The 26,023-nt window shown below is 68.4% G+C and carries 23 protein-coding genes; 12 read left to right on the top strand and 11 right to left on the bottom strand.

What is annotated here, in order from left to right; translation table 11 throughout:
- Positions 1-39 precede the first annotated feature (39 nt).
- Positions 40-468 (bottom strand): DUF1707 SHOCT-like domain-containing protein, encoded by a 429-nt coding sequence (locus tag ACQPYY_RS09945; protein ID WP_379101834.1) that lies wholly within the window; start codon positions 466-468, stop codon positions 40-42.
- Positions 469-641: 173 nt separating this feature from the next.
- Here ACQPYY_RS09945 and ACQPYY_RS09940 point away from each other — a divergent pair, with 173 nt between their 5' ends.
- A complete protein-coding gene (locus ACQPYY_RS09940; RefSeq protein WP_433593524.1) occupies positions 642-1,874 on the top strand; it encodes an acyl-CoA dehydrogenase family protein in 1,233 nt (410 codons plus the stop codon).
- A gap of 1 nt (position 1,875) precedes the next feature.
- Positions 1,876-3,000 carry an acyl-CoA dehydrogenase family protein gene (locus tag ACQPYY_RS09935; protein ID WP_433593523.1) on the top strand — a complete coding sequence of 375 codons (1,125 nt, stop codon included), beginning with the start codon at positions 1,876-1,878 and terminating at the stop codon, positions 2,998-3,000.
- Between the two features lie 21 nt (positions 3,001-3,021).
- On the opposite strand, the gene ACQPYY_RS09930 is transcribed toward ACQPYY_RS09935, so the two are convergent.
- Positions 3,022-3,219, bottom strand: coding sequence for a hypothetical protein (locus ACQPYY_RS09930; protein ID WP_433593522.1), 198 nt, complete (start codon positions 3,217-3,219; stop codon positions 3,022-3,024).
- A gap of 171 nt (positions 3,220-3,390) precedes the next feature.
- On the opposite strand from ACQPYY_RS09930, the gene ACQPYY_RS09925 reads away from it, so the two are divergent.
- Together ACQPYY_RS09925 and ACQPYY_RS09920 are read left to right on the top strand one after the other, a co-directional pair.
- Entirely contained in the window at positions 3,391-3,831 is a 441-nt protein-coding gene (locus ACQPYY_RS09925; protein WP_433593521.1) for a carboxymuconolactone decarboxylase family protein, read from the top strand.
- 152 nt (positions 3,832-3,983) lie between these two features.
- Positions 3,984-4,697 (top strand): metallophosphoesterase family protein, encoded by a 714-nt coding sequence (locus ACQPYY_RS09920; RefSeq protein ID WP_433593520.1) that lies wholly within the window; start codon positions 3,984-3,986, stop codon positions 4,695-4,697.
- A 161-nt stretch (positions 4,698-4,858) separates the two neighbouring features.
- Here ACQPYY_RS09920 and ACQPYY_RS09915 read toward each other — a convergent pair whose 3' ends face one another.
- Positions 4,859-5,011, bottom strand: a complete 153-nt coding sequence (locus ACQPYY_RS09915) for a hypothetical protein (RefSeq protein ID WP_433593519.1) — start codon at positions 5,009-5,011, stop codon at positions 4,859-4,861.
- 375 nt (positions 5,012-5,386) lie between these two features.
- Here ACQPYY_RS09915 and ACQPYY_RS09910 point away from each other — a divergent pair, with 375 nt between their 5' ends.
- Both ACQPYY_RS09910 and ACQPYY_RS09905 read left to right on the top strand, forming a co-directional pair.
- A complete protein-coding gene (locus tag ACQPYY_RS09910; RefSeq protein ID WP_433593518.1) occupies positions 5,387-7,618 on the top strand; it encodes an acyltransferase family protein in 2,232 nt (743 codons plus the stop codon).
- A 51-nt stretch (positions 7,619-7,669) separates the two neighbouring features.
- Positions 7,670-9,199, top strand: a complete 1,530-nt coding sequence (locus ACQPYY_RS09905; protein WP_433593517.1) for a substrate-binding domain-containing protein — start codon at positions 7,670-7,672, stop codon at positions 9,197-9,199.
- A 67-nt stretch (positions 9,200-9,266) separates the two neighbouring features.
- On the opposite strand, the gene ACQPYY_RS09900 is transcribed toward ACQPYY_RS09905, so the two are convergent.
- The 7 genes from ACQPYY_RS09900 to ACQPYY_RS09870 all read right to left on the bottom strand — a co-directional run bounded on the left by ACQPYY_RS09900 (position 9,267) and on the right by ACQPYY_RS09870 (position 19,329).
- On the bottom strand, positions 9,267-10,193 hold the full coding sequence (locus ACQPYY_RS09900) for a potassium-transporting ATPase subunit C (RefSeq protein WP_433593516.1): 927 nt from the start codon (positions 10,191-10,193) through the stop codon (positions 9,267-9,269).
- Complete coding sequence (gene kdpB, locus ACQPYY_RS09895; RefSeq protein WP_433593515.1) at positions 10,193-12,343, bottom strand: potassium-transporting ATPase subunit KdpB; 2,151 nt, start codon at positions 12,341-12,343, stop codon at positions 10,193-10,195. Before kdpB ends, ACQPYY_RS09900 begins: the two co-directional genes overlap by 1 nt.
- Complete coding sequence (gene kdpA / locus ACQPYY_RS09890; protein WP_433593514.1) at positions 12,340-14,016, bottom strand: potassium-transporting ATPase subunit KdpA; 1,677 nt, start codon at positions 14,014-14,016, stop codon at positions 12,340-12,342. The genes kdpB and kdpA overlap by 4 nt, the downstream gene beginning before the upstream one ends.
- The gene (kdpF, locus tag ACQPYY_RS09885; RefSeq protein ID WP_379102194.1) at positions 14,016-14,087 is read right to left on the bottom strand and encodes a K(+)-transporting ATPase subunit F; all 72 of its coding nucleotides are present in this window, start codon (positions 14,085-14,087) and stop codon (positions 14,016-14,018) included. Before kdpF ends, kdpA begins: the two co-directional genes overlap by 1 nt.
- A gap of 328 nt (positions 14,088-14,415) precedes the next feature.
- Entirely contained in the window at positions 14,416-16,173 is a 1,758-nt protein-coding gene (locus ACQPYY_RS09880) for a protein kinase domain-containing protein (RefSeq protein WP_433593513.1), read from the bottom strand.
- Between the two features lie 102 nt (positions 16,174-16,275).
- Positions 16,276-16,929, bottom strand: coding sequence for a hypothetical protein (locus ACQPYY_RS09875; protein WP_379101808.1), 654 nt, complete (start codon positions 16,927-16,929; stop codon positions 16,276-16,278).
- Between the two features lie 189 nt (positions 16,930-17,118).
- Complete coding sequence (locus ACQPYY_RS09870; protein WP_433593512.1) at positions 17,119-19,329, bottom strand: protein kinase domain-containing protein; 2,211 nt, start codon at positions 19,327-19,329, stop codon at positions 17,119-17,121.
- A gap of 306 nt (positions 19,330-19,635) precedes the next feature.
- Here ACQPYY_RS09870 and ACQPYY_RS09865 point away from each other — a divergent pair, with 306 nt between their 5' ends.
- From ACQPYY_RS09865 to ACQPYY_RS09855, 3 genes are read left to right on the top strand one after another with little or no spacing between them, the layout of a single operon-like run.
- Complete coding sequence (locus ACQPYY_RS09865) at positions 19,636-19,788, top strand: hypothetical protein (protein WP_379101804.1); 153 nt, start codon at positions 19,636-19,638, stop codon at positions 19,786-19,788.
- Positions 19,785-22,301 (top strand): ATP-binding protein, encoded by a 2,517-nt coding sequence (locus ACQPYY_RS09860; protein ID WP_433593511.1) that lies wholly within the window; start codon positions 19,785-19,787, stop codon positions 22,299-22,301. Before ACQPYY_RS09865 ends, ACQPYY_RS09860 begins: the two co-directional genes overlap by 4 nt.
- On the top strand, positions 22,298-22,999 hold the full coding sequence (locus tag ACQPYY_RS09855; protein WP_357092468.1) for a response regulator: 702 nt from the start codon (positions 22,298-22,300) through the stop codon (positions 22,997-22,999). The genes ACQPYY_RS09860 and ACQPYY_RS09855 overlap by 4 nt, the downstream gene beginning before the upstream one ends.
- 217 nt (positions 23,000-23,216) lie before the next feature.
- On the opposite strand, the gene ACQPYY_RS09850 is transcribed toward ACQPYY_RS09855, so the two are convergent.
- Positions 23,217-24,410, bottom strand: a complete 1,194-nt coding sequence (locus ACQPYY_RS09850; RefSeq protein ID WP_433593510.1) for a cytochrome P450 — start codon at positions 24,408-24,410, stop codon at positions 23,217-23,219.
- 128 nt (positions 24,411-24,538) lie between these two features.
- On the opposite strand from ACQPYY_RS09850, the gene ACQPYY_RS09845 reads away from it, so the two are divergent.
- From ACQPYY_RS09845 to ACQPYY_RS09835, 3 genes are all read left to right on the top strand, one after another.
- Positions 24,539-25,198, top strand: coding sequence for an HAD family hydrolase (locus tag ACQPYY_RS09845; protein WP_379101795.1), 660 nt, complete (start codon positions 24,539-24,541; stop codon positions 25,196-25,198).
- A 71-nt stretch (positions 25,199-25,269) separates the two neighbouring features.
- On the top strand, positions 25,270-25,734 hold the full coding sequence (locus ACQPYY_RS09840; RefSeq protein ID WP_379101793.1) for an OsmC family protein: 465 nt from the start codon (positions 25,270-25,272) through the stop codon (positions 25,732-25,734).
- The gene (locus ACQPYY_RS09835; protein WP_357279096.1) at positions 25,731-26,012 is read left to right on the top strand and encodes an acylphosphatase; all 282 of its coding nucleotides are present in this window, start codon (positions 25,731-25,733) and stop codon (positions 26,010-26,012) included. Before ACQPYY_RS09840 ends, ACQPYY_RS09835 begins: the two co-directional genes overlap by 4 nt.
- The last annotated feature ends 11 nt before the right edge of the window (positions 26,013-26,023 follow it).

Genomic DNA, 26,023 nt, shown 5'->3' with positions numbered 1-26,023 from the left:
CGCGTCCCTTCTGCGCCACGGCGCGATCCGGGTCGCGGGTCAGCGGGCGCGGTAGCGGTTCCAGGCGGCGGATTCCCAGCCCATGACGACGCGGAAGATCAGCACCGCACCCCAGGGGCCGATGACCCAGATGGGCCAGGGATAGGTGAATTCGCCTGCGGCCACCGAGATCGCGGCCCAGATGAACAGGCACAGCAGGCTCACGCCGAGCCAGGCACTGCCCTCGATCTGCTGCCAGAGCGGCAGGCGGGTGCGCGAAGTGGTCTGCGGCGCAACGGTCTTCGAGAGTTTCGGCAGGTCCCGCAGGACCAGCTGGAGGTCTTCGCGGGTGGCGGTGGCGTAGACGCTGGTGAGGCGGTCGTTGTATTCGGCGAGGTCCAGGCGGCCTTCGGACAGGTGGCGGCCCAGGAGATCGGCGATCTGGGCGCGCTCGGCGTCGGAGGCGCGGGTGCCGGTGGTGATGTCCATGTCGATCCTTAACGGTCGGGCATTGCCGGATATTCCATTGTGGAACGTGAATCCAGGATAAACCTCCACATTGGAATGTTCAAGGGATTCAAGTGATGGCGGGTGCCAGCACATTTGCCAGCAGGGGGGATGCGATGAGATGGTTGATACCAGTTCTCGGACAAGGAGTCATCGTGGACCTTGACTGGTCGCCTGCTGATCTGGCGTTTCGTGATGAAGTGCGCAGCTTTCTCGACGAAAAGTTAACGGACGATCTACGCCGAGCGGGACGGTTGGCGACCAGCGTCTACCCGGACCACGAGGCCAGCATGGAGTGGCAGCACATCCTGCACGAGCGCGGCTGGGCAGCCCCGGCCTGGCCGGTGACGTACGGCGGCTGCGACTGGAGCCTCACCCAGCACTACATCTTCGGCCGCGAATGCACCCTGGCCGGGGCGCCGAACCTGTCCCCCATGGGAATTCGCATGGTCTCGCACGCGATCATGGCGTTCGGCACGCAAGAGCAGAAGGACTTCTTCCTGCCCGGCATCCTCACCGGCGAGGTCTTCTTCTGCCAGGGCTACTCCGAGCCCGAGGCCGGGTCGGACCTGGCCTCGCTGTCCATGGCCGCGGTCGCCGACGGCGAGGACCTGGTGGTCACCGGCTCCAAGATCTGGACCACCCACGCCACCGAGGCGAACTGGATCTTCGCGCTGGTCCGCACCTCCAAGCAGGCCAAGAAGCAGCAAGGCATCACCTTCCTGCTGATCGATATGCGCACCCCGGGCATCGAGATCCGGCCGCTGGTCATGACCTCCGGCGAGCAGGTGCAGAACCAGGTGTTCTTCGATCAGGTCCGGGTGCCGAAGGCGAACGTGCTGGGCCAGATCGACGACGGCTGGACCGTGGCCAAGTTCCTGCTCAACTTCGAGCGCGGCGGCGGCGCGGTCGCCCCGGCCCTGCAGGTGATGGCCGAGGAGCTGGCGCAGGCCGCGACCGAGCAGGTCGCCCCGGGCGGCGGCGCGCTCATCGACGACCCCGCCTTCGCCGCCAAGCTGGCCGATGCCCGGCTGCGCGCCGATGTGCTGGAGATCCTCGAATACCGCACGCTCGCACTGGTTTCCAGCGGCAAGGACCCGGGTCCGGCCGCGTCCACGCTCAAGATCCTGGGCACCGAGCTGAGCCAGGCGCTGACCGAGCTGGCACTGGAGGCCGCCGGTCCGCGGGGCCGCGCCTATCAGCCGCACGCCACCATGCCGGGCGGCCCGATCGCCGACTTCACCCCGCCCGCCGACGGTTTCGTCGCGGGCGAGGAATGGCAGGCGGTCGCCGCGCTGCGGTACTTCAACGACCGGGCCGGCTCGATCTACGCCGGCAGCAACGAGATTCAGCGCAACATCATCGCCAAAGCCACCCTGGGACTGTGACATGGACTTCTCTTTCACCGCGGAACAAGAACTGCTGCGCGACACCGTCACCGAGTTCCTGACGGCCCGCTACCCCCTGGAGGCGAGCCGGGCCGCGGCGCGCACGGGGGCCGGGTGGCAGCCGGAGATCTGGCGCGGCCTGGCCGAGGAGGTCGGGATTCTCGGGGCGAGCCTGCCGGAGTCGGCGGGCGGCATCGGGGGCGGACCGGTCGAGACCATGATCATCGCCGAGGCGCTGGGCGGGGCCCTGGTGCTGGAGCCGTACGTGGACACCGTCGTGGTGGGCGGCGGCCTGCTGCGCCGCGCCACCGGCAAGCGCGCCGAGGACCTGCTGGCGGGCATCGCCGCCGGTGAGGTGGTGACCGGATTCGCCGCGCTGGAGCCGCGATCCGGCTACGACTACACCGCGGTGGCGGCCACGGCGGTGCGCGACGGCGACGACTGGGTGATCACCGGCGAGAAGACGGTGGTGACCGCGGCCCCGCTGGCCACCCACCTGCTGGTGACCGCGGTCGCGGACGGCGAGATCGCCCTGTTCGCCGTCGATGTCGACCCGGCCGCGCTGCCCGCGGGCCTGACCGCACGCGCCTACCGGACCATCGACGAGCGTCAGGCCGCCGATCTGACCTTCGACGCTGTGCGCGTCCCCGCCGACGCCCTGCTGCTCGCGTCCGCCGGCGAGGCCATCGCCGCGACCGTGGACGAGGCCATCGCGGCGGTGTGCGCGGAAACGGTCGGGGCCATGCGCAAGGTGGTCGACGACACCGTCGCCTACGCCAAGCAGCGCCGCCAGTTCGGCGTCCCGATCGGCAGCTTCCAGGCCCTGCAGCACCGCATGGTGGACATGCTGCTGGAGCTGGAACAGGCCGTAGCCGCAACGTATCTGGTGACCCTGAAGCTGGACGCCCCCGCCGCCGAGCGGGCCCGCGCGGCCTCGGCCGCCAAGGCCACCGTGGGCCGCGCCGCCCGCAGGATCGGCCAGGAGTCGGTGCAGCTGCACGGCGCCATGGGCATGACCGAGGAACTCGCCATCGGTCACTTCTTCAAGCGTCTGACCGCTGTCCAGTACGAGTTCGGCACCACCGACCAGCACATTGCTCGCTACGCCTCACTGACGCGGCCGTAGCGGGCCCGCCCGCGCACCGGCTCAGGGGTGACCGGTGCCGGATCGGGTTCCGGTGGATCGCGTGACCGATCCACCGGAACCCGATTCATCCGCGCCACGCCGGAGTTCGGCGGCGACATGCCGGGCGGACCGGCGCACCGCGGACACGATGACCAGCGCCAACGCCGGTCCGGTGACGAAGCACAACAGACTCAGGGCGATCAGTAGAGCGGTTCCCACGTGCGGATTATTGTCCGCCTCGGGGTGTTTCGGCCAATTTCGGCTAATCCAAGGCAACGGCGACGTGACCGCCGTACCTCGAGTGTGATCGAGGCCATAGCAGCCCGCCCGTCACGTCCGCGGGACCTGTCTCGTCCAAGGGGTACACACCATCCCAGGAAGGACGACACGATGTCGCGATTGACCATGCACGAGGCCGCTCCCGAGGTCTACCAGGCCTGGCTCGCCGCCGAGACCGCGATCCGGCGCGGCCCGCTCGACGCCACCGTGCGCGAGCTGGTGAAGATCCGGGTCTCCCAGCTCAACGGTTGCCTCTTCTGCGTCGACATGCACTCCACCGAGGCCCGCAAGGAAGGCGAGACCGAGCGCCGGCTCTGGCACCTCGCCGCCTGGCGCGAGTCGGCGCTGTTCACCCCGGCCGAGCGGGCCGCGCTCGAATACGCCGAGGCCGCAACACAGCTCGGCCCGCACGGGGTGAGCGACGAGATCTGGGCGGGCGTCGAGAAGCACTTCGACGACGGCCAGCGGGCCGGTCTGGTCGCGGTGACCGCGCAGATCAACCTGTGGAACCGCATCGGCGTCCCGCTGCGGCTGGAGCCGATCGGCGACTAGGTGAGGTGGTCTCGCCGGCCGCCGGCCGAATAGCGTTGACACGTCGGTCGTTCGTGTGGCTGGCTGACCGTATGGGCCGTACCGAGGGGCAGGAATCCGCCGGGGGAACCGGCCGCGGCGACCTCGGACCCGGCCGTGTCAGGGTGGCGGCGGTGGGTGATCTGCATATGCGCGAAACCCTGCGCGGCCGTTTCCGCTCGGCCCTGCTGGACCTGGGTGAACGCGCCGACGTGCTGCTGCTGGCCGGAGATCTGACCAACGGCGGCACCGTGCGGGACACCGAGGTGCTGTGCGCCGAGATCGCCGACCTGCCGGTGCCGGTGGTCGCGGTCCTCGGCAACCACGATCACGACCGGCGGCTCGGCTTCCGGATCGCGGTGCGGCTCGGCGAGATCGACGTTCAGGTGCTCGACGGCACCGCGATCACAGTGCCCGTCAACGGTATTCGGCTCGGCGTCGCCGGGGTGATGGGCGGCAGTGGCGGATTCCCGGGCCACCCCGGCAATCCCGACGAGGGCAGCGCCGAGCACCGGGCCCGGTACCGCCGCGGTCCCGCCGACGCCGCCCGCCTGCGCGCGGCCCTCGAATCCCTCGACAGCGACCTGCGCATCGCGCTCATGCACTTCTCCCCCGTCGTCGACACCCTCGTCGGCGAACCGCCGAAGATCTATCCGGGCCTCGGCTGCGCGGAGCTGGCCGACGCGGTGGACGCGGGCGGCGCGCACCTCGCGATCCACGGACACGCCCACGGCGGCACCGAGTTCGGCCGCACCGCGGGCGGGGTGGAGGTCCGCAACGTCTCGCACCCGGTAATTCGGACCGCCTACCGGATCTACGAGCTGACCGCTCGGACCGCCCCCGACTAGCGGGTCCTATTTGCGATCCGACGCTGCTGATCACGTGCGGAATCGCGTCGTCGGCGGTTTCGCGGAATTGTCCGGCAACCCGCTTTCCGCCCCGGCCCGTCCCGGGTGGCATTACCCGGGGCGAATGCGCTCGTATCGATTTCCGGTCTGCCGCAACGCGATTACCCCGGGTCGACGGAAATGAGAGACCCGCCGTCGGCGAAAACCGGTGTGATCACGCGGGCGTCGAAAATCACGACCGAACTCGCCGGCGGAAACAGGCTCGTGGCAACCATGCCGATACCGGCGGTCTGGACGGTGCTGTCGCGTGTCATCGACGCTATCCCACCCGTGGCGACCACGAGCCCACTGGCCGCGGAGCCGGTCGAGCACGTCGCCGACCCGGGGGCGGACGCGCCGTGGTGGGCGCTGGCCCTGGGCGCGGATTTCGGTGGCAATCTCACAGCAGTCGGGGGCAGCGCGACCGTGGTGCCGCTCGGGATCGCGCGTTGTTCGGACCATCCGATCCCGTTCCGGGAATTCGCCCGCACGGGCGTTCCGGTGACCGCTGTCACTATTGCGGTGGCCGCTCCCTATCTCTGGCTGCGCTATTTCGCATTCGTCCGACCAGCACAAAGGGGGATATTCCGGACACCTCCTGTGTGGCGATTGGGGATTTCCACGACCCCTGACCGACAATGGCAGCCGCCATGTCCATATCCAGCACCGATCATCCGACCGCGCCCGATCGCGACCGCCAGCCGGCCCCGGGCGCCCCTGTCAGGCCCGGCTCCTACCGACACGATCTGGACGGCCTGCGCGGCGTAGCTATCGCCCTCGTGGTCGCCTTCCACATCTGGGCGGGCCGGGTGTCGGGCGGCGTGGACGTGTTCCTGGTGCTGTCGGGCTTCTTCTTCACCGGCATGCTGGTGCGGCGCGCCGGCACCGGCTCGGTGGGCGTGCTGCGGACCGCACGGCGCACACTGCGCAGACTGCTGCCCGCCATGGTGGTGGTGCTGGCCGCGGTGGTCGTGGCCGCGGTCGTGCTGCTGCCACACACGCGCTGGTCGGATATCGCGGGGCAGACGCTGGCTTCGCTGTTCTACTACCAGAACTGGTATCTGGCGCTGTCCTGGTCGGATTACCTGGCCGCGGACCCGTCGGTGAGTCCGTTGCAGCATCTGTGGTCGATGTCGGTGCAGGGGCAGATGTATCTGGCGCTGCTGCTGGTGGTGGCGCTGGTGGCGACCGGACTGCGGCTCACGCTCACCTGGAAACTCATTGCCGCGCATCCGATCGTGCGGCGACTGGGCCGGGACGGAATGCTGCGGGTGACGCTCGCGGTGGTGTTCACGATCGCCGTGGTGATCTCGTTCGGCTATGCCGCCGAGGGCGTTTCGACCCAGCAGGGCTGGAACTACTACGACACCTTCGCGCGCGCCTGGGAACCGCTGGCGGGCGCGTTGCTCGCGCTCGGCGCGCCCCTGGTCCGGCTGCCCACCCCCGCGCGGGAAGCACTGGCCTGGATGGGAATCGCGGTGATCGCCTGCTGCGGCTGGGTCGTCAACGGCGTCCTGGTGTTCCCCGGTCCCGCCGCCCTGATCCCCGTGCTGGCCACCTCCGCGCTGATTCTCGCGGGCGCGGGCCGCGACACCGCCGATCAGCCGGTGGTGAACCGGCTGCTGGCCACCGGCCCGATCGTGCAACTGGGTGGTTTCGCGTACGCGCTGTACCTGTGGCACTGGCCGATTCTGATCTTCTATCTGGGCGAACAGCATCTGCGCCGGGCCGGAGCGCTGGACGGTCTGGTCATCATCGTGGTCTCGCTGCTGCTCGCCTACGGCACCCACCATCTGGTGGAGGAGCCGCTGCGGGAGCGTTCCAAGCCCGTGGCCGCCCCGGAGCGCGGTCGCGTAGTCACCGGACCGGCCCGGCTGCTCGACGGCCGATTCGCCGGTCGCGCGCTCGCGTTCCCGGTCCGCCTGCTCGCCGGGCGGGGCAGTCTGCTCACCGGTATCGCGGTCACGATTGTCGGTGTGCTGCTGCTGGGTTCGACGGTGGCGTGGCAGTGGAACAACGGCGCGAAGGCGCACGCGGTCGGCCAGCTGGATCCCGCGAAGTACCCGGGCGCGGCGGCTCTCACCGATCACGCCCTGGTGCCGCGCGCACCCATGCGCCCCACCACGGAGGAAGCCCCCGCCGATATCGCCTACCCCACCCGGGACGGCTGCATCTCCGACTTCGACACCCGCGCGGTGATCACCTGCACCTACGGTGACCTCAATGCCCAGCGCACCATCGCCGTGGTCGGCAATTCCCATGCCGAGCACTGGATTCCGGCGCTGCAGCTGCTCGGCGAGCAGTACCGCTTCCGCGTCGTCGTCTACTTGAAGATGGGTTGCCCGCTGACGGTCGCCGAGGACCCCATGTACAAGGGCCAGCAGAACCCCGACTGCAAGGACTGGTCCGCCGAGGTGATCGACCGCCTGGGCATCGAGCACCCCGACTACGTGTTCACCACCACGACCCGCCCCAGCGACAACGGCGGCGACGAAACCCCGCAGGACTACGTCGACGTCTGGTCGGCCCTGTCCGATCGCGGCCTGGAGGTCATCGGCATCCGCGACACCCCGTGGCTGCGCCGCAACGGTATTCGCTACCGCGCCATCGACTGCCTGGCCAGCGGCGGCGACCGCGTCACCTGCGGCCTGAAGCGCTCCGAGGCCCTCTCGGCTCAGAACCCTGCCGAAGGCCCCGCCTCCGCCTTCCCGAACATGCACCTGATCGACCCCAACGACGCGGTCTGCGAGCCCACCGTCTGCGCGGTCGTCGAGGGCAATATCCTCGTCTACCACGACGAACACCATTTGACCGCAAGCTATTCGCGCTCCCTGGCCCCCGAACTCGGACGGGAACTGCGGCCGATCCTCGGCTGGTGGTGATCCCGTACGCTCTACCGGCGAAGCGGTAGGACAACAGAATTCGGGGTTTCTGTGAACGGCTTTCCCGTGGAGATCGTGCTGGCCCTGATCGGTATCGCGGTGCCGATCATGGCCTTCGTCTGGGAATTCGTGCTGGTGGGGCGGAAACGGCTCGGATATCGGGTGCAGATGGACACCCCGGTGACCGGGGAGATCGAATCGGTCTTCCCCGGCGTGCTACCGCAATTGCGGCCCGAGGGCGACGGAGCCGCACCCGATCTACAGGATCTCTCGGTGGTGCTGGTGCGGATCGAGAACAACGGCCTCACCGACGTCGACAGCACCGATTACGCGTCGCCCGAGAGCGATCGGGTCGGGATGCACATCCATTTCCCGCATCGGCGGGTGATCGGTATGGCGGTGACCGAACTATCCGACGACGCGATGGGTGACAGCCTGAAACCGGACACCGGGATCGGGAGCCGCGAGGACGCGCAGCATCGGGTCGGGATCATCGACCTGCCCAAGGTGCCGATGGATCGGGGCGATCACTACAAGATCCTGGCCATCCTGCAACGGACGGCCGGGGCCGGGGAATATCCGCCGCCGGTGGTGCGGGCCAAACTCAAGGGCGGGCGGGTGTCGGAGACCCGCAGCCGCATCGGCGCCTCACCGAAACTGCTGGCGCTCATCGGGTTCCTGGTGGCGGTCATCGCCGTGCAATTCGTTGTCGGACTGGATGATTCGGGCAGGCAGGACGCGGCGGATTGCGGGTCCGGCAAGCTCACGCTGGTCGGGTCCACGGCCTTCGAGCCCACCATTCGCGAAGCCGCGGCGGCGTACGCGAAGAACTGTTCCGCGCTGGCGTTCGACTTCGAATTCGACAGCAGTGACCGGGGTTTGAGCCGGGTGGACGAGCAGGGCAAGAACGAGCCGGGACTGCTCGCGATCACCGACGGCCCGAAGGGCGTCGGCTACCCGACGCTGCCCCCCCGCCCGCTCGCGCTGTCGCTGTTCACGATGATCGTCAATCCCGCGGTGGGAGTTCACGACCTGACCACCCAGCAGATCCGAGACATCTACGCGGGCAGGATCGACAACTGGCAGCTGGTCGGCGGCCCGGATCTGCCGGTGCGCGTGGTGAATCGGATGCTTGGATCCGGCTCCCGGGAGACGTTCCGCCAGCATGTGCTCGGCGACGACCAGCCGCCCGCGCCGGCCGCCACCAGCTGCCGCACCATCGCCGCCACCAAGCCTCCCGGTCCCGCGTTCTGCGAGGTCCCGGTGACCAATGACATGCTGCGAACGGTAGCCGACCTGCCGGGCTCCATCGGCTACAGCGAGTTCTCCGACGCCGCGAAGGCCACCGGCGTCAAGCCGGTGACCATCGATGGTCACACGCCCACCCGGGAACAGGTACTCGCCCACGCCTATCCGTTCTGGAGCGTCGAATACGCCTACAGCAACGGTGAACTCCCCGCCGACTCACCGGCCGCGGCGTTCCTGCGTTTCCTCACCGGTGGGACCGGCAAGGACGTGCTGCGGTCGCGGGGCAATACCCCGTGCGGCGAACTGCCGAACCCGACCACCTGTTCGCCGTAGCGGTGAAAGACCAAGGGGCCCGGTCGCCTTCGTGAGCGAGGCGACCGGGACTCCAGGTATCGGCTGATCAGCCTTGGAACGGGTACTTGCTGTCCAAGTCGTAGTTCAGCTCGACGACATTGACTGTGGGCTCGCCCAGGAAGCCCAGGGTCCGGCCGCTCTTGTGGGCATCCACGACGGCCTCGATCTGGTCGGCGGACACGTTGCGCGCCTTGGCGACCCTCGCGACCTGGATGGCCGCGTACTCCGGGGAGATCTGGGGATCCAGGCCGGAGGCCGAGGCGGTCACCGCGTCGGTCGGCACCGGGGTGTCGGAGGACGCGTCGCCGCGGATCGGGACGATCTGCCCGGCGGAGTAGTCATCGCCGCGCTGGGCGCACTCCACCTTCACGCCCTCGTACGCCTCCTGGAACGGGGTGGTCTCGTGCTTCGGATCGGCCGAGCACGCCTCGTTGACGCTGATCACCCGGGTCGGGCGGGTGACCAGGCCGTGCGCGTCACGCTCGCCCATGACCGCCAGCACCGCGCCGAGGCCGCCGGAGGTGCAGTACGGACGGCTGCCGTCCACGCCCTCGAGTGTGCCGACCGCCGCGCTGCGCGCGCAGACCGTGCTCAGCAGGCTGAGCTTGTCCTTGCCCGGATCCTGCGCGTCCAGGGTGTCCACGATGGACTCCGGGCCCATATTGCCGAAGGCGGAGTTCAGCGCGTGGTAGCCGTCGGTGCTCTCCTCGGACCACGCCGCATTGGACGGCCGCGTCTGGAAGTACTGCACCAGGGCGTTGCCCTTGGCGTCGGTGAAGGCCTGGCCGATCAGGCTGGACCCGACGACCTTGCCGTCCCGATCGAGCAACGAGCCGTTCGCCTTGTCCTTCAGGCCCGGCAGCTGCGAGACACCGAGAACGACGGCGGGATAGATGATTCCGGTGATCACGGTGAGCACCAGCAGCGCGCGCAGCGCCGCGACGTGTTGCCTGATCCAGGCCGACATACGCATCAGGACATCCCCGGGAAGAATCGAATGACAAGATCGATGAGCTTGATCCCGATGAACGGCGCGACGATGCCGCCGAGGCCGTACAGGGACAGGTTGCGGCTCAACAGTTTCGACGCGCTGGACGGTCGATAGTTCACGCCGCGCAGTGACAGCGGGATCAAAGCCACGATGACCAGGGCGTTGAAGATCACCGCCGACAGGATCGCCGACTGCGGCGAATGCAGCCGCATCACGTTCAGCAGATCCAGACCCGGGAAGATCGACACGAACAACGCGGGAATGATCGCGAAGTACTTGGCGATGTCGTTGGCGATCGAGAACGTGGTCAAGGCACCGCGCGTGATCAGCAACTGCTTGCCGATCTCGACGATCTCGATCAGCTTGGTCGGGTCGGAATCCAGGTCCACCATATTGCCCGCCTCTTTCGCGGCGGACGTTCCGGTGTTCATGGCGACACCCACGTCGGCCTGCGCGAGCGCGGGCGCGTCATTGGTGCCGTCACCGGTCATGGCGACCATGCGGCCGCCGGCCTGCTCCTTCTTGATGAGCGCGAGCTTGTCCTCCGGAGTGGCCTCCGCGAGGAAGTCGTCCACGCCCGCCTCGTCGGCGATGGCCTTGGCGGTCAGCGGATTGTCGCCGGTGATCATGACGGTGCGGATGCCCATGCGGCGCATCTCGTCGAAGCGCTCCCGCATACCCTGCTTCACCACATCCTTGAGGTGGATGACGCCGAGCAGCTTGGCGGTGTCCTGCTTGATCTCCGCGACCACCAGCGGGGTGCCGCCCGAGGCCGAGATGCCGTCGACGGTCTCGCCGACCTGGCTCGGGATCTCGCCGCCGTGGACGCGCACCCATTCGGTGACCGCGCTGGCCGCGCCCTTGCGCAATTGGTGTCCGTCGGACAGGTCCACACCCGACATGCGGGTCTGAGCGGTGAACTCCACCCAGGTCGCGCCGGTGAGCTCACCGGCGGTGCGCTCGCGCTTGTCGTACGCCACCTTGGCGTACACGACGATCGAGCGGCCCTCGGGGGTCTCGTCCGCGAGGCTGGAAAGCTGTGCGGCGTCGGCCAATTCGTCGGCGGTCACGCCCGGCATCGGCACGAAGTCCGAGGCCTGGCGGTTGCCCAGGGTGATGGTGCCGGTCTTGTCGAGCAGCAGGGTGTTCACGTCGCCCGCGGCCTCCACGGCACGACCGGACATGGCCAGCACATTGCGCTGCACCAGGCGGTCCATACCCGCGATGCCGATGGCCGACAGCAGCGCGCCGATGGTCGTCGGGATCAGGCAGACGAGCAGCGAGACCAGCACGATGCCGGTGACGCCATGGCCGTCCAGGGCCGGATTGTCCAGCACGCCAGGGTTGTTGGCCTTCGAGAAGATCGCCGCCGGCTGCAGCGTCGCCACCGCGAACACGAAGATGATCGTCAACGCGGCCAGCAGGATGTTGAGCGCGATCTCGTTCGGCGTCTTCTGCCGCGACGCGCCCTCGACGAGCGCGATCATCTTGTCGATGAACGAGCCGCCCGGCTCCTGGGTGATCTGGACGACGATACGGTCCGACAGCACCGTGGTGCCGCCGGTCACGGCCGACCGGTCACCGCCGGATTCGCGGATGACGGGAGCCGATTCACCGGTGATGGCCGACTCGTCCACCGAGGCGATGCCTTCCACGACGTCACCGTCACCGGGGATGACCTGGCCCGCCTCGACGACCACGTAGTCGCCGCGCCGCAGCTCCGGAGCCGCCACCGGCTCCTCGACGACGCGCGCGCCCGGCGACCAGTTCACCAGACGACGAGCGACGGTGTCGGTCTTGGCTTTTCGCAGCGTGTCGGCCTGCGCCTTGCCGCGGCCCTCGGCCACGGCCTCGGCCAGGTTGGCGAAAATCACTGTCAGCCACAGCCAGACGACGATCGCCCAGGCGAAGAACGTCGGATTCGCGATGGCCAGGATGGTGGTCCAGACCGCGCCGATCTCGACGATCAACATCACCGGATTGCGCCACATGATGCGCGGATCCAGCTTCTTCAACGCGTCCGGCAGCGACTTGATCAGCATCTTCGGGTCGAACAATCCCGCTGACACACTGCGTTTCGGGTCGCTGTGCGCCGTCCGCACGGGCACGGAATCGATGGCGGGAGTGCTCATGAGTGGATTCCTTCAGCGAGCGGGCCGAGCGCCAGCATCGGCAGGAAGGTGAGCGCGACCAGGATGACGGTGACGCCCGCGACCATGCCGACGAACTGCGGCCGATGCGTCGGCAGCGTGCCCTCGGAGGCCGGGGTGTGGCCCTGCGCCGCCAGCGAGCCCGCCAGCGCCAGCACGAAGATCATGGGGAGGAAGCGGCCGAACACCATGGCCAGGCCCAGTGCGGTGTTCCACCACACGGTATTGCCGGACAGACCGGCGAAGGCCGAACCATTGTTGTTGGCCGCGGAAGTGAAGGCGTACAGCACTTCCCACAGCCCGTGCGGACCCGAGTTCGCCATGCTCGCGCGTTCCCCCGGCAGGGCCATCGCGACAGCGGTTCCGGTCAGCACGATCAGCGGCGTCACCAGGAAGTAGGCGGCCGCGAGCTTGATCTCCTTCGGAGTGATCTTCTTGCCCAGGTACTCCGGGGTGCGACCGACCATCAGGCCCGCCACGAACACGGTGATGACCGCGAGGATCAGCATCCCGTACAGCCCCGACCCGGTACCGCCGGGCGCGACTTCCCCGAGCTGCATGTTGAACATGGTCATCATGCCGCCGAGGCTGGTGTACGAGTCGTGCGCCGAATCCACCGCACCTGTGGAGGTGAGCGTGGTCGCCGTGGCGAAGGTCGCCGAATTCGAGACGCCGAAGCGGGTTTCCACGCCCTCCATGGCCGCGCCGACCGCGGACGGCACCGTGCCGTGATGCCGCAACTGGAAGATGTTCATCGCCGTCAGGCTGAGCACGGCCAGGGTCGCCATGACGGCGGCGATGGCCACACCCTGCTTCGGCGATCCGACCATGCGCCCGAAGGTGCGCGGCAGCGAGAAGCTGATCACCAGCAGCATGAAGATCTCGACCCAGTTGGTCCACGCGGTCGGGTTCTCGAACGGGTGCGCGGAGTTCGCGTTGAAGAATCCGCCGCCGTTCGTGCCGAGCAGCTTGATCGCCTCCTGGCCGGCAACGGGTCCACCCGGCAGGGTTTGTGAACCGGTGTTGCCCACCGTCCGAGCGATCTGGTCGTACACGTGCAGGTTCTGGATCACCCCGCCCGCGACCAGCACGATGGCGAAGAACACGGCCAGCGGCAACAGAATTCGGGTGGTTCCCCTCACCAGATCCACCCAGAAGTTCCCGAGCTCGCCGGTCCGGTGCCGGGCGAAACCGCGCACCAGCGCGACCGCCACGGCCATCCCGACCGCCGCCGACACGAAGTTCTGCACGCTCAGACCCACGGCCTGAACGACATGACCCATCGTCGACTCACCGGCATAGTTCTGCCAGTTCGTATTCGTCACGAAGCTGATGGCGGTGTTCCACGCCAGATCCGGGGTCATCTTCGTGCCCGGATCATTCAGGTGCCACGGCAGTTTGCCCTGAAGAAGCTGCAGGAAGAACAGGAACAGCACGCTGATGGCCGAGAACGCCAGCGCGCTGCGCGCGTAGACGGCCCAGGTCATCTCGACCCCCGGCTGCACGCCGATCAGTCGATAGATCCCCTTCTCGGCCTTGCTGTGCTTCTCGCTGCTGTAGACCCGGTACATGTAATCGCCCAGCGGCACATGCACCGCGACCAGCGCGATGATCAGGGATACCGCGAACAGGATCCCGGCGATCGTAGTGCTCACTAGAACCTCTCCGGATACAGCAGCGCCACCACCAGATAGACGGCGATCCCCACGGCCAGAATCAGACCCACAACGTTCTGGATCACAGCCGCTCCACCCCGCGTTGGATCAAGCCGAACAGCGCGAACAACGCCACCGTCAGCACCGTGAACACCACGACGGACATCTCTGTTGACCTCTCTCTGAACGGCGCGTCCCAAGACGCGCCGGAGTGAGTCAAGCGCCCGTCAGCCCCGATTCCGAGGGCCTTTACGCCTTCTTAGCGGACCGCCCGGTCGCCTTGACGCTCCACTTACAGCGTCGCTCCGGGGGCCGTACGGATGTCGTCCACATACCGGCCAGGTCCATCAAAGAACTGTCAGGACCTGCTCTCTCGGGCCGCGGGGCAGCCCCGATGACCTAGCGCCCGAACACCTTCAGGATGGTTCCGTCCAGGCTCGCGGAGACGTAGCCGCCATCGCCGTACTCGGTGGAAAGGTAGACGCGCAGGACCTGCCGACCGTCACTGAAAGTCCCGTCGGCGTCGACGATGATGTAGCGAGTCGTCGGGTTGGGGACCTTCAGCCGCTGGCCGGCTTCGGTCAGGAGGCCGGGGAGGATGTCCCAGTTGATGGAGCTCAGGTCGATCGTCTGTTCGGTGAGTTGGCCCCCCACCCCGTCACGCTTGGCGGCGCCGTCGCGGTAGCTGAAGTTGTCGTAGTGATTGGGCTGGTTCACGACGGGGGCGCCGGAGGACACGTGTTCGGGATAGATGGTGGTTTCGGTGAATTGTTTTCCGCCGCTGACCTTCTCCAACGCCGCGATGGCCTTGCGGACTCCGTCCGGAGTCAGCAGATCGACGGCGGGCGCGCCCTTGGCGGTGGTGGGCGCGATGATCGTGGGCAGCGCGGCCCCGCTGCTCAGGATGATCTCCGTGGGGTCGGCCTGGCCGGTCGGCAGGCTCGACCCGCCCTGACTGTCGGACGAGGGCCACAGGGCGATGGCGGCGGCCACGGCGACCACCAGGCCCACGGCGACGCCGGCGAAGATCCACGGGCGCGTATTGCGTTGCGGCGCAACGGGTGTGGGGTTCGGCGGCATCGGCACGAATGCCTGCGGAGCGGTGAAGCCGCCCGGGTGCGGGATGGTCGTCGCGAATCCCGGCGGGGTCGTCGGGAACGGCTGCGGCTGGGCCGCCGTGGCGAACGGCTGCGGCTGGGCCACCGTCGCGTAGGCCTGGGGCTGCGGAGTCGCCGGAAATGTCTGGAACGCCTGAGGTTGCGGGGTCAGATCCTGGGGCGAGGTGACCGCACCGTGCGAGCCCGAGAGCTGGTGGTGCGCAAGCTGTTCCGGGGCGGTGTCGCCGGTGGCGATCACCTGGGAGAGCATGCGGTCGATCTGGTCGGCGAGCGGGCGGTGGCCCGGGTTGGGGACCAGGAGGGCCTGCAGGACCGGGGTCAGCGGTCCGGCCTGGCGCGGGGCCGGGACCGAGCCCATGAGGACGGCGGCGAGGGTCGCGACGTCGGTGTCGCGGCGCATGGGCTGGTAGCCCTCGACGGCGGCGAACAGGACCAGTCCGAGGGACCAGAGATCGGAGGCGGGGTTGCCCTCGTGGCCCTGGAGGCGTTCGGGGGCGACGTAGGGCAGGGAGCCGACGACGCTGCCGGTGGAGGTGAGCCCCGTCAGGTCGTTGACGGCGGCGATGCCGAAATCGGTGAGGACGGGCGAACCGTCGGTGCGCAGCAGCACGTTCGGCGGTTTCACGTCGCGGTGCAGGACGCCGACGGCGTGGGCGGCGCGCAGGCCCGCGAGGATGCCGCGGCCGACCAGGGCGGCGTGCGCGGGCGTCATGGGCCCGTCGCCGAGCCGGTCCGCGAGCGAGCCACCCGCGACCAGCTCCATGACGATCCACGGATGCTGCTCGGCGGGCGTGTCCACGATGTGGTGGATGGCCACCACATTGGGGTGGGTGATGCGGGCCAGGGCGCGGGCTTCGCGCAGCACGCGTTCGCGCTGGACCTCGGCGGCGGTGGCCTCGCCCTCGGCCTTCACTTCCTTCAGCGCGACCTCACGATGCAGGGCCACGTCGTACGCGCGCCACACCGTGCCCATGCCACCGCTGCCGAGTGGTTCGATCAACTCGAAACGCCCGTCGACCATTGCCCGCCCGGAATTCACGGACGTCAGCTTAGGGTTCCCACACTGCCTACGCGAGATCTGGTACCGGTTGGTCTTTTCCGGCCCGCCCGGATCCCGCCGGCACCGCGGCCGGTCGCTCGCTCAGCCGCCCTGCAAAGCGTTGCCGATGCCGGTGGCCGCGCCGAGCTCGTAACCGACAGCCGCGCTGATGGCGCCGATGGTGACACCGGCCACGATCGCACTGAGCACCGCACCGATCACGGCACCGACGCCGGCCCCCGCGAGGGCGCCGCCCCCGATCCCGATGGGCGCACCCACTCCCAGGGTCGGAATACCCATGGCGAGGCCACCCGCGACCCCGCCGACGGCCGCGCCGGCCGCGGCCCCGATGAGCGCTCCCGGCACTGCCCCGACCACGGCGCCCGATACCGTCCCCAGGACCGCGCCGATGATCAGACCGGCGGCGCCACTGCCCACATTCAGGTTGGTGGCGTTGTCCGAGTAGCCGGCGGCGACGGGGACCGGGTGCAGTCCGTCGCCGACGGCGGCCTGAGCGGCGGCCGCGGCGTTCTTCGCCTGATCGAGGACGGCGGCGGGAATCGCCGGTACGCCGGGCTGCGCCAGGCCGTTCTGCAGCTGCTCGAAAAGCACCGGGGCCGGGTCGCCGGGTTGCGCCGCTGCCTCGGCGGTGGCGATGGAGCAGGTCACGGCGACGGCCAGTGGTATCGCGCCGACGATCGGCACCAGGGCGCGTCGCGACGCGCGGGTCCGGGATCCTCCATACCGACGAGCCATTCGACCACCCTCTCGCTGGATTCGACTTGGAAACGCTCCCCTGACTACCGGTGATGGACACGTGCGTCACGAACGATAGCTGATCGGTAGCTAATTTCGGCTGAACGCCATGGCCTGTCTCGAATCCCGCGCGGATCCTGTCAACAACACGGGACACGGCCGTACCTCCGGCAGGCCGCGGCCGATTTGCTAGACCACCCGCTCGAGCGCGCGCAGGTCTGCGTGCAGCTTGCGGAACAACCAGTAGACGGCGACGAATGCGAGCCCGGAGGCCGCGCACAACCCCAGAACCGAATCACGCACGAGCGGAAGCTCCTCGGGGTCGACGGTGGTGAATCCGGCCAGCACCCCGACCAGCGGCACTGATGCCGTTACGGCGAGATAGGCCGTGGTTCTGCGACGCAGCGCGCGAAGATCGGCAGTGTCATCCGCCGTGGTGCGGCCGTGGCGCAAGTAGATGGGATAAACACAGCGGACGACGTAGAACGTCGAAAGGAAGAACGTGTAGGCAACCGAGACGGTGCCCATCACCAGAACGGTCGTCACCGCGTGGACCACCATCCGCGCCGGGAGGTCGGTGAACCGGATAAGCAGCACCACCCCCATCGCGGTCCCGAGAACCGCGAACAGGAGAGTGTTCATCGCACACAGGTCGCCCCAGAACAGTGTTCGCGACCGCACCCGCGCGAGCATTACCTCGTCGTAGCGTCTGCCATGGCGCAAGCCGCGCGGAACCGCGAGCAGATCACGCGACATGTACACGTAGACGAGGACGGACAAGGGCAGGGCACAGAGCTCGAAAACGATGACGCCCCTGAGGAGCTGCATGATGGTGGCTTCGGCCAGGTGGTCGGCGAGCAATCCCCGCATGTGCACGCCCCCATAGATATGAGCCAGGCTGACGCCGACCAGCGAAGATGACCACAGGACGAGGGTGGGCTGTCGGGAAAGTCGGGCCCGCCAACTGTTCGGCGGCGGGTAGACCAGGTCACGGGCCCTGTCCTCGAGGCACAGGTCGAGCTGCTGAGCCAATTCCGTGCCGCACGAGTAGCGGTCTTCGCGGTCGGGCGACAGACACTTCAACAGCACTCGGCGCAGCGCCATCGGGCAATCCGGCGGAAGCTCCGACAGGAACTCCGGCTCGACGGGTTTGCGCCGCAGCTCGAGCATGCGGGCCAGCGATGTCTCCGACTCGCCGGCCGACGCTTCGTCCGCGAATGGGCGGCGGCCCGTGAGAAGCTCCCACAGCATGACACCCAGCGCGAAGATGTCGCTTCGAGTGTCGAGGTCGGCGGCGGTCGCCGGCAAGTCCGGATGGCAGGCCTCGAGCTGTTCGGGCGACATGTACGCCAGTGAACCGCCGAAGTACGCCAGCGGGCTCGTGCCCTTGATGCGGTTGCTGGAGCTGACATTGAAGTCGGCCAACTTGGGGATTCCCTCAGCACTCAGCAGCACGTTCGCGGGTTTGATGTCTCGATGCAACACCCCGCGTTCGGCCGCATGCTGCAGCGCGTCCGCAAGTCGGCGGCCCAGCCAGGCGACGGTCTCCGGCCACGTCAGTGCCGCGGTCCGGGTCCGAACGGCGGATTCGGTGGGCCGAACCTCGCCCTTCGCCGCGAGTACCTCGTCGATGGCATCGAGCAGCAGCTGCCCACTGCGGTGTTCCGCGGGTCTCGCACGCTGACAGCGCAGCACATCGAGCAGTGTTCCTCCGGGCAGGTACTGCATGTAGAGCAGCTTCAGCTCGCCATCGGCGATCAGCCGCTGGTCGTAGATGCGCACGATGTAGTCGTGGTCCAGTTGGGCGAGGGTCTGCGGCTCGATGCCGTGATTGTGGGAAATCTTGACCGCGACCAGTCGCTGCATCGATTGCTGCCGAGCGAGATACACCTGGGCGAAGGCACCGGATCCGATCCTCATCAGGAGGTCGAAATCGTCGATACGCTCGCCGACATCGATGGCGTCGAGAACTACTTGGGCACGAGGACGAGCAATCATCGTGCTGCGGTAATCACTCGAGAGCCATGCCGGTTCAGGGCCGGCCATGGCAGTGGCCTCGGCACGCGTGGCAGTCGCATCGGCGGCGGCGGAACCGCGGCGCATGGCGTGGAATTCCTCGTAGACCAGCTCGGCCGGCAGCGGACCATTCCGCAGCTCCGCGAATTCCGCACGATATTCGGTCAGCCGTTTGGGAAAGTGATGACGAAGCCAGCGGTATTCGAGGTCGATCTTGATCAGTTCGATCAATATCGTCCGCCGATCAACCGGTTCACCGGGTAGATATGCCGACAGGTCGGGTGGGAACCCGGATGCCCAAGCCTCTGAGAACAGTGCCACGACAGTGGCGAGCGCTGTGCGGGTTCGTTCAGCTGAATCGACCAGATCGATCGGCTCGTGCATCGGCAGCTCCAGATCAGCCCCAGGCGATTACACGGCGGCTACGCGCGATGCGACCTCGTACCGCAGTAGCCCCACATCGTCACCTTTCCACCAGACCTCCTGTTCAAGGGTATCGCTCCGAAACGAGCGCATGGGCGACACAAGTAGGGAGCGGCCACGGCGGACTCACTCGCTCGGATGACGTCAACAACCCGACACACCCCGTAAAGAAACCGTCAGGATCGGTGACTTGACCAGCATCGGAGGTATGAAGTGGGGAGCCCGGCCACGGCCGGGGCGATCGCCGTACACATCCAAGGAGACACCGTGCCGCACGTCGCCGTCACCCTGATGGTGATCTTCGGGTTCATCGGCTGCGCGCTCATACTGCGCGCCATGGCCAACGCCGAAGCCGCCCGCGAACCCGTCCGCATGGCACCGCAGGACATCCGCGCACCCCGCGCGATGATGGACGAGTGAAACGCGGCCAACTACGCATCTACCTCGGGGCCGCGCCCGGCGTAGGCAAGACCTACTCGATGCTGGCCGAAGCCCATCGACGGCTGGAACGCGGCCGCGACGTGGTGGCCGCCGTCGTGGAGACCCACGGCCGCAGCAAGACCGCCGAACTGCTCGCCGGACTCGAGCGCGTCCCGCCCAAGCTGGTCGAGTACCGCGGCGCGACGCTGCCCGAACTCGATGTCGAGGCGGTGCTGCGGCGGCATCCCGCCGTCGTGCTGGTGGACGAGCTGGCGCACACCAACATTCCCGGCGGCAAGCACGAGAAGCGCTGGCAGGACGTGCAGGACCTGTTGGACGCGGGCATCGACGTGGTGTCCACGGTCAATGTGCAGCACCTCGAGAGCCTCAACGACGTGGTCGAGCAGATCACCGGCGTGGTGCAGCGGGAAACCGTGCCGGACTGGGTGGTTCGCGCCGCCGACCAGGTCGAGTTGATCGACATCACCCCGGAAGCGCTGCGGCGCAGAATGTCCCACGGCAACGTGTACGCCGCCGAGAAGGTGGACGCCGCGCTGCGCAACTACTTCCGGCCCGGCAACCTGACCGCGCTGCGCGAACTCGCGCTGCTGTGGCTCGCCGACCAGGTCGACGCCGCGCTCGCCAAATACCGGGCCGACCACCAGATCACCACCACCTGGGAGGCGCGCGAACGCGTCGTCGTGGCGGTGACCGGCGGCCCGGAGTCGGAGACCATCGTGCGGCGCGCCAGCCGCATCGCCGCCAAATCCAGCGCCGAGCTGATCGTGCTGCACATCGTGCGCGGCGACGGACTGGCCGGAGTCTCGACGCAACGTCTCCACCGTCTGCGCGATCTGGCCACCGGCCTCGACGCCGAATTGCACACCGTCACCGGCGAAGACGTCCCCACCGCGCTGCTGGATTTCGCGAGGCAGGTCAATGCCACCCAGCTGGTGCTGGGCACCTCCCGGCGATCGCGCTGGGCGCGCATGATCGACGAGGGCATCGGCGCCACCGTGGTGCAGGAGTCCGGCAAGATCGACGTCCACATGGTGACCCACGAGGAATCCAACCAAGGCGGCTTCCGCTGGTCCGCGCTGACTCGGGGCGAACGCAAACTGGGCTCCTGGTCGGCGGCGGTCCTCGTGCCGTCGCTGATCTGCGCGGTCATCTACTTCTGGTTCGACCAACTGCTGGATCTCAGCGGCGAGAGCGCCCTGTTCTTCATCGGCGTCATCGCGGTTGCGCTGCTGGGCGGCGTCGCTCCGGCGGCGCTGTCCGCCTTGCTGTCCGGCGTGCTACTGAACTGGTTCTTCACCCAGCCTCGCTACAGCCTCACCATCGACCAGCTCGACAACTTCCTCACCATCGTGGTGTTGCTGCTGGTGGCGGTCGCGGTGGCGGCGCTGGTGGATGTGGCGGCCAAGCGAACCTTCGAGGCGCGCAAGGCTTCTCGCCAGGCCGAGCTGCTGACCCTGTTCGCGGGCTCGGTGCTGCACGGCGCGAACCTGCAGGATCTGCTCGAACGCGCCCGGGAGACCTACGGCCAGGACGCGGTCAGCCTCGTCACCGACGACGAGGTGATCGCGTCGGTGGGAGATCAGCCGCCGACCAAGGTCGGCGACGCCGAGACCGCGGTGGAGGCGGGCGATGACATGCATTGGCTGCTCTTGCGAGGACGAGCCGTGACGTCCGCGGACCGCCTGGTGCTGGGCGCGGTCGCGAACCAGGCGGCGGGGCTGGTGCAGCAGAAACAGCTGCGCGCCGAGGCCAGTGCGGCCCAGGCGGTCATGGAGGCCGACAAGCTGCGCCGCGCACTGCTGTCGGCGGTCAGCCACGACCTGCGCACCCCGCTGGCCGCGGCCAAGGCGGCGGTGTCGAGCCTGCGCAGCGACGACGTGGAGTTCTCCCCCGAGGACACCGCCGAATTGCTGGAGACCATCGAGGAATCGGTGGATCAGCTGACCGCCCTGGTCGGCAATCTGCTGGACTCCTCGCGCCTGGCGGTCGGGGTGATCACGCCGCAGATGCGCAAGGTCTACCTCGACGAGGTAGTGCATCACGCGCTCATGGGGATGGGTACCCGCGGCATGCGCCGCACCACCATGGACCGGGTCAAGGTGGATGTCGGCACCATCGCGGTGCACGCGGATTCCGGTCTGCTGGAACGGGTCCTGGCCAACCTGATCGACAATGCCGCCCGCTACTCCCCCAGGGATTCGATGGTGCGGGTCGCTGCCGAGCAGGTCGGCCGGCGGGTCGCGATCACGGTGGTGGACACCGGGCCCGGGGTACCGACCGGCCTGGAAGATCAGCTCTTCGAGCCCTTCCAGCGGCTCGGCGATCGCGACACCTCCACCGGCGTCGGCCTCGGCCTGTCGGTGGTGCGCGGATTCGTGGACGCCATGGGCGGCGTGGTGCACGCCGAACCCACCCCCGGTGGCGGCCTGACCATGGTGATAGATCTACCCGGGGGCGACGAACCCGCGGACACGACCGAGGAGAACAGGTGACCAACGCGGCGGCAGCGCCGATCAAAGTGCTGGTGGTCGACGACGAACCACAGATCCTGCGCGCCCTGCGCATCAATCTGTCGGTCCGCGGCTACGAGGTGACCACCGCCTCCACCGGCGCCGCCGCCCTGCGCGCCGCCGCCGAGAAGCACCCCGAGGTCATCATTCTCGACCTCGGCCTGCCCGATATGGACGGCATCGAGGTGCTGGGCGGGCTGCGCGGCTGGACCACCACCCCGGTCATCGTGCTGTCGGCCCGCACCGATTCCTCCGACAAGGTGGAGGCCCTGGACGCGGGCGCCGACGACTACGTCACCAAACCGTTCGGCATGGACGAACTGCTGGCCCGCCTGCGGGCGGCCGTGCGCCGCTCGGCCGTCACCGCCGACACCCCGGAACCGGTCATCGAAACCGCCTCGTTCACCGTCGATCTGGCGGCCAAGAAGGTCACCCGCCACGGCCGCGACGTCCACCTGACCCCCACCGAGTGGGGCGTGCTGGAGATGCTGGTCCGCCACCAGGGCAAACTGGTCGGCCGCCGGGAACTGCTGCGCGAGGTGTGGGGCCCGTCCTACGCCACCGAAACCCATTATCTGCGTGTCTATCTCGCCCAGCTCCGGCGCAAACTCGAGGACGACCCCTCACAGCCCAAACACCTGCTCACCGAGGCGGGCATGGGTTACCGCTTCCAGCCGTAGAAGATCAGGGAGCTCCCCGGGAGCTCCCTGATCCTGTTCGCAGCCCCGGGGTTCGGCAGGGCCGGCGTGGGTTCGGTCACGACGGCGAAATCCCCGGGGTGCGGCCAGATTCGCCGGGGCGGGTGACGGCCGGGCGTCCGCGCGGTGATGGGCGCGCGAACAGTGGCCGGGCATTCGCGACGGATGCCGCGTGTTCAGCGCGTCGGCGGCGTGGCGCTCACCGGGTCATGCGCACCGGCAACGACTTGAGGCCGTTGTTGAGATTCGAGCGGATGCGGCGGGCGTCGCCGGTCTGCTCCAGCTTCGGGAAGCGCGCCAGCAGTTCCTCGAAGAACACCCGGCCCTCCAGCCGCGCCAGGTGCACGCCCAGGCAGAAGTGCTGGGCCAGACCGAAGGACAAGTGCGGGTTGGGGTTGCGGCGGATGTCGAAGCTGCCGGAATCGGCGAACACGTCCTCGTCGCGGTTGGCGGAGGTGTACCACATGGCCACCTTGTCGCCCGCCTTGATCGGGACGCCGCCGATCTCGGTGTCGGCGGTCGCGGTGCGGCGGAAGTAGTGCAGCGGGTTGGCGAAACGCAGGATCTCCTCCACCGCACCGGGAATCAGCGACGGGTCCGCGCGCATCGCCGCCAGCTGCTCGGGGTGCTGCATCAGCAGTTGCAGCCCGGAGGACAGCATGGTCTTGGTGGTGTCGTTGCCCGCGGTCACCAGCTGGGTGAAGAAGCTGCCGAACTCCAGGTCCGACATGGCGTTCCCGCCGAAGGAACCGGCCAGGATGAGCGAGGTCAGGTCCTCCTTCGGCGGCTCGGCGCGCCGCGCCATGGAGAACTGGATGGCGTAGATGGCCATATTGGTGAGCTCGGCGGTGACGTCGAAATCGCCGACCAGATCCGGATCCTGTTGGCTGACCGACTGTTCGGCCCAGCGGCGCAGGCTCGGCCAGTCCTCCGCCGGAATCCCGAACAGGCCGCCCACCACCTGGCTGGGCAGCACGCCCGCCACGTCGTGCACGAATTCCACGTCGCCGCCGACACTGTCGAGCAGGGCGACGGTGAGCTCGCGGACGCGGTCCTCCATATCGCCGACCACCCGCGCCTTGAAATGCTCGGCCAGCGGCTTGCGGTATTCGGTGTGCCGCGGCGGGTCCATCATGAGCAGCATGTTGCGGGTCTGCTCGAGCCGTTCGGGCGGCTGGTTCTCCAGGATCACGCCCTCGACCTCGGCGGAGAACAACTCCGGATGGCGGGCCACGTGCGCCACGTCCGCGTGCTTGAGGATCGCCCAGTACCCGGGCTCGCCCGGCATCTCCTGCCAGTGCACCGGATCGGTGCGCCGCAGCTCGGCGAAGATCTCGTGGATCGGTCCCGCCACATACAGCTCGGGGTCATAGATGTCGCTGACCGTGCCCACGGTCCACCTCGGTATTCACTTGCGGGTATGCCTGTTTCGCTTCGGACGCTAATCCCGGACGCGATCCGGCGGCGCGGTTCCGGAGGGCGGTCCCAGTCAGTGGACCGTCATGAACCACCATGGACGCCATGTCTGTTGCCGCGATCGTGTTCGACATGGACGGTGTGCTCATCGACACCGAACCCATCTGGGAGGAGGTGCGGCGCGAGTACATCGACGAGATGCGCGGGCGCTGGCTGCCCGACACCCAGGACCGGTTCATGGGGATGAGCACCGCGGAATGGTCGCGATACCTGAGCGAGGACCTGCTCGACGGCCGCCGCACCCCCGACGAGGTCGCCGAGGACGTCATCGCGCGCATGGCCGCCCGCTACGCCGACCACCTCCCGCTCATGCCCGACGCCGTCGCCACCGTGCGCCGGCTGGCCGCGAGCTACACCCTCGGCCTGGCCAGCTCCTCCCCGCGCCGGCTCATCGACGTGGTGCTCGACCACATGGGCGTCACCGACCTGTTCGCGGCCACGGTGTCCACCGAGGAGGTCGAGCGCGGCAAGCCCGCCCCCGACGGCTACCTCGAGGCCGCCGCCCGCCTCGGCCTGGACCCGGGCGTCTGTGTGGCGATCGAGGATTCCAGCAACGGGCTGCGCGCCGCGCACGCCGCCGGGATGACGGTGATCGCCGTCCCGCACCCGAAATACCCGCCCGCCGCCGACGCGCTCGCCGCGTCCGCCTACGTAGCCGACAGCCTGACCCAGGTCACACCGGAGCTGGTGGCGGAATTCCGCTGACCACCTCGGTGTTCCGAACGATCGGCGACCAGATGGTCGTCCCGGGTGACCAAAATGGGAGGATTTGACCCATGTCCGAACAGATCGCCGCACCGCAGACCCCCGCCATCGACCCGGCGGCCGAGCCGGTCAAGCTGTGGGCCGAACGCACCGGCACCCGCGCCTACACCGGCCGCAACAACCGCGGCGGCGAAGTGCTGATCGCGTCCGCGGGCGTGCCGGGCGCGTTCACCCCGGGCGAGCTGCTGAAGATCGCGCTCGCCGGCTGCACCGGCCTGAGCGCCGACTTCACCCTCGCGCGCCGCCTGGGCGACTCCTTCGACGCCACCGTCCACGTCTCCGGCGACGCCGACCGCGAGAACGAGCTCTACCCCGAGCTCAACGAGGAGGTCGAGCTCGACCTCAGCGAACTCGACGAGGAGTCACGCCAGCGGCTGCTGGTCGCCGCGCAGCGCGCCATCGACAAGGTGTGCACGGTCGGCCGCACGCTCAAGGCGGGTACCACGGTCAACCTCACCTTCCGCGTCGACGAATGAGCGACGACCCGGTCCGGCTCAGCGCCTGGGTGCACGGCATGGTCCAGGGCGTCGGCTTCCGCTGGTGGACCCGTGCCCGCGCCCTGGAGCTCGGCCTGACCGGTTACGCCCGCAATCATCGCGACGGCCGCGTGCATGTCATCGCCGAAGGCCCCCGCGATGCCTGCGAATCGCTACTCGGCCTGCTACGTTCCGGTACAACACCGGGACGGGTAAGCCTGGTGGTGGAAGACTGGGGTACCGCCGCGGGCGGAATGACAGGATTCGAAGAACGCTAACGCGCGGCGAG

The organism is Nocardia sp. CA-145437, from assembly GCF_050956485.1.
In the GTDB taxonomy this organism is placed as follows: Bacteria; Actinomycetota; Actinomycetes; order Mycobacteriales; family Mycobacteriaceae; genus Nocardia.
Note: the sequence above shows the minus strand (reverse complement) of the source record. Positions and strands in the feature narration are given on the sequence as shown.

What these genes read in the sequence shown, in the direction of transcription:
- ACQPYY_RS09945 (WP_379101834.1), bottom strand. Translation starts at nt 468, where the DNA reads ATGGACATCACCACCGGCACCCGCGCCTCCGACGCCGAGCGCGCCCAG.
- ACQPYY_RS09935 (WP_433593523.1), top strand. Translation starts at nt 1,876, where the DNA reads ATGGACTTCTCTTTCACCGCGGAACAAGAACTGCTGCGCGACACCGTC.
- ACQPYY_RS09925 (WP_433593521.1), top strand. Translation starts at nt 3,391, where the DNA reads ATGTCGCGATTGACCATGCACGAGGCCGCTCCCGAGGTCTACCAGGCC.
- ACQPYY_RS09915 (WP_433593519.1), bottom strand. Translation starts at nt 5,011, where the DNA reads ATGACACGCGACAGCACCGTCCAGACCGCCGGTATCGGCATGGTTGCC.
- ACQPYY_RS09910 (WP_433593518.1), top strand. Translation starts at nt 5,387, where the DNA reads ATGTCCATATCCAGCACCGATCATCCGACCGCGCCCGATCGCGACCGC.
- ACQPYY_RS09900 (WP_433593516.1), bottom strand. Translation starts at nt 10,193, where the DNA reads ATGCGTATGTCGGCCTGGATCAGGCAACACGTCGCGGCGCTGCGCGCG.
- kdpB (WP_433593515.1), bottom strand. Translation starts at nt 12,343, where the DNA reads ATGAGCACTCCCGCCATCGATTCCGTGCCCGTGCGGACGGCGCACAGC.
- ACQPYY_RS09875 (WP_379101808.1), bottom strand. Translation starts at nt 16,929, where the DNA reads ATGGCTCGTCGGTATGGAGGATCCCGGACCCGCGCGTCGCGACGCGCC.
- ACQPYY_RS09870 (WP_433593512.1), bottom strand. Translation starts at nt 19,329, where the DNA reads ATGCACGAGCCGATCGATCTGGTCGATTCAGCTGAACGAACCCGCACA.
- ACQPYY_RS09845 (WP_379101795.1), top strand. Translation starts at nt 24,539, where the DNA reads ATGTCTGTTGCCGCGATCGTGTTCGACATGGACGGTGTGCTCATCGAC.
- ACQPYY_RS09840 (WP_379101793.1), top strand. Translation starts at nt 25,270, where the DNA reads ATGTCCGAACAGATCGCCGCACCGCAGACCCCCGCCATCGACCCGGCG.
- ACQPYY_RS09835 (WP_357279096.1), top strand. Translation starts at nt 25,731, where the DNA reads ATGAGCGACGACCCGGTCCGGCTCAGCGCCTGGGTGCACGGCATGGTC.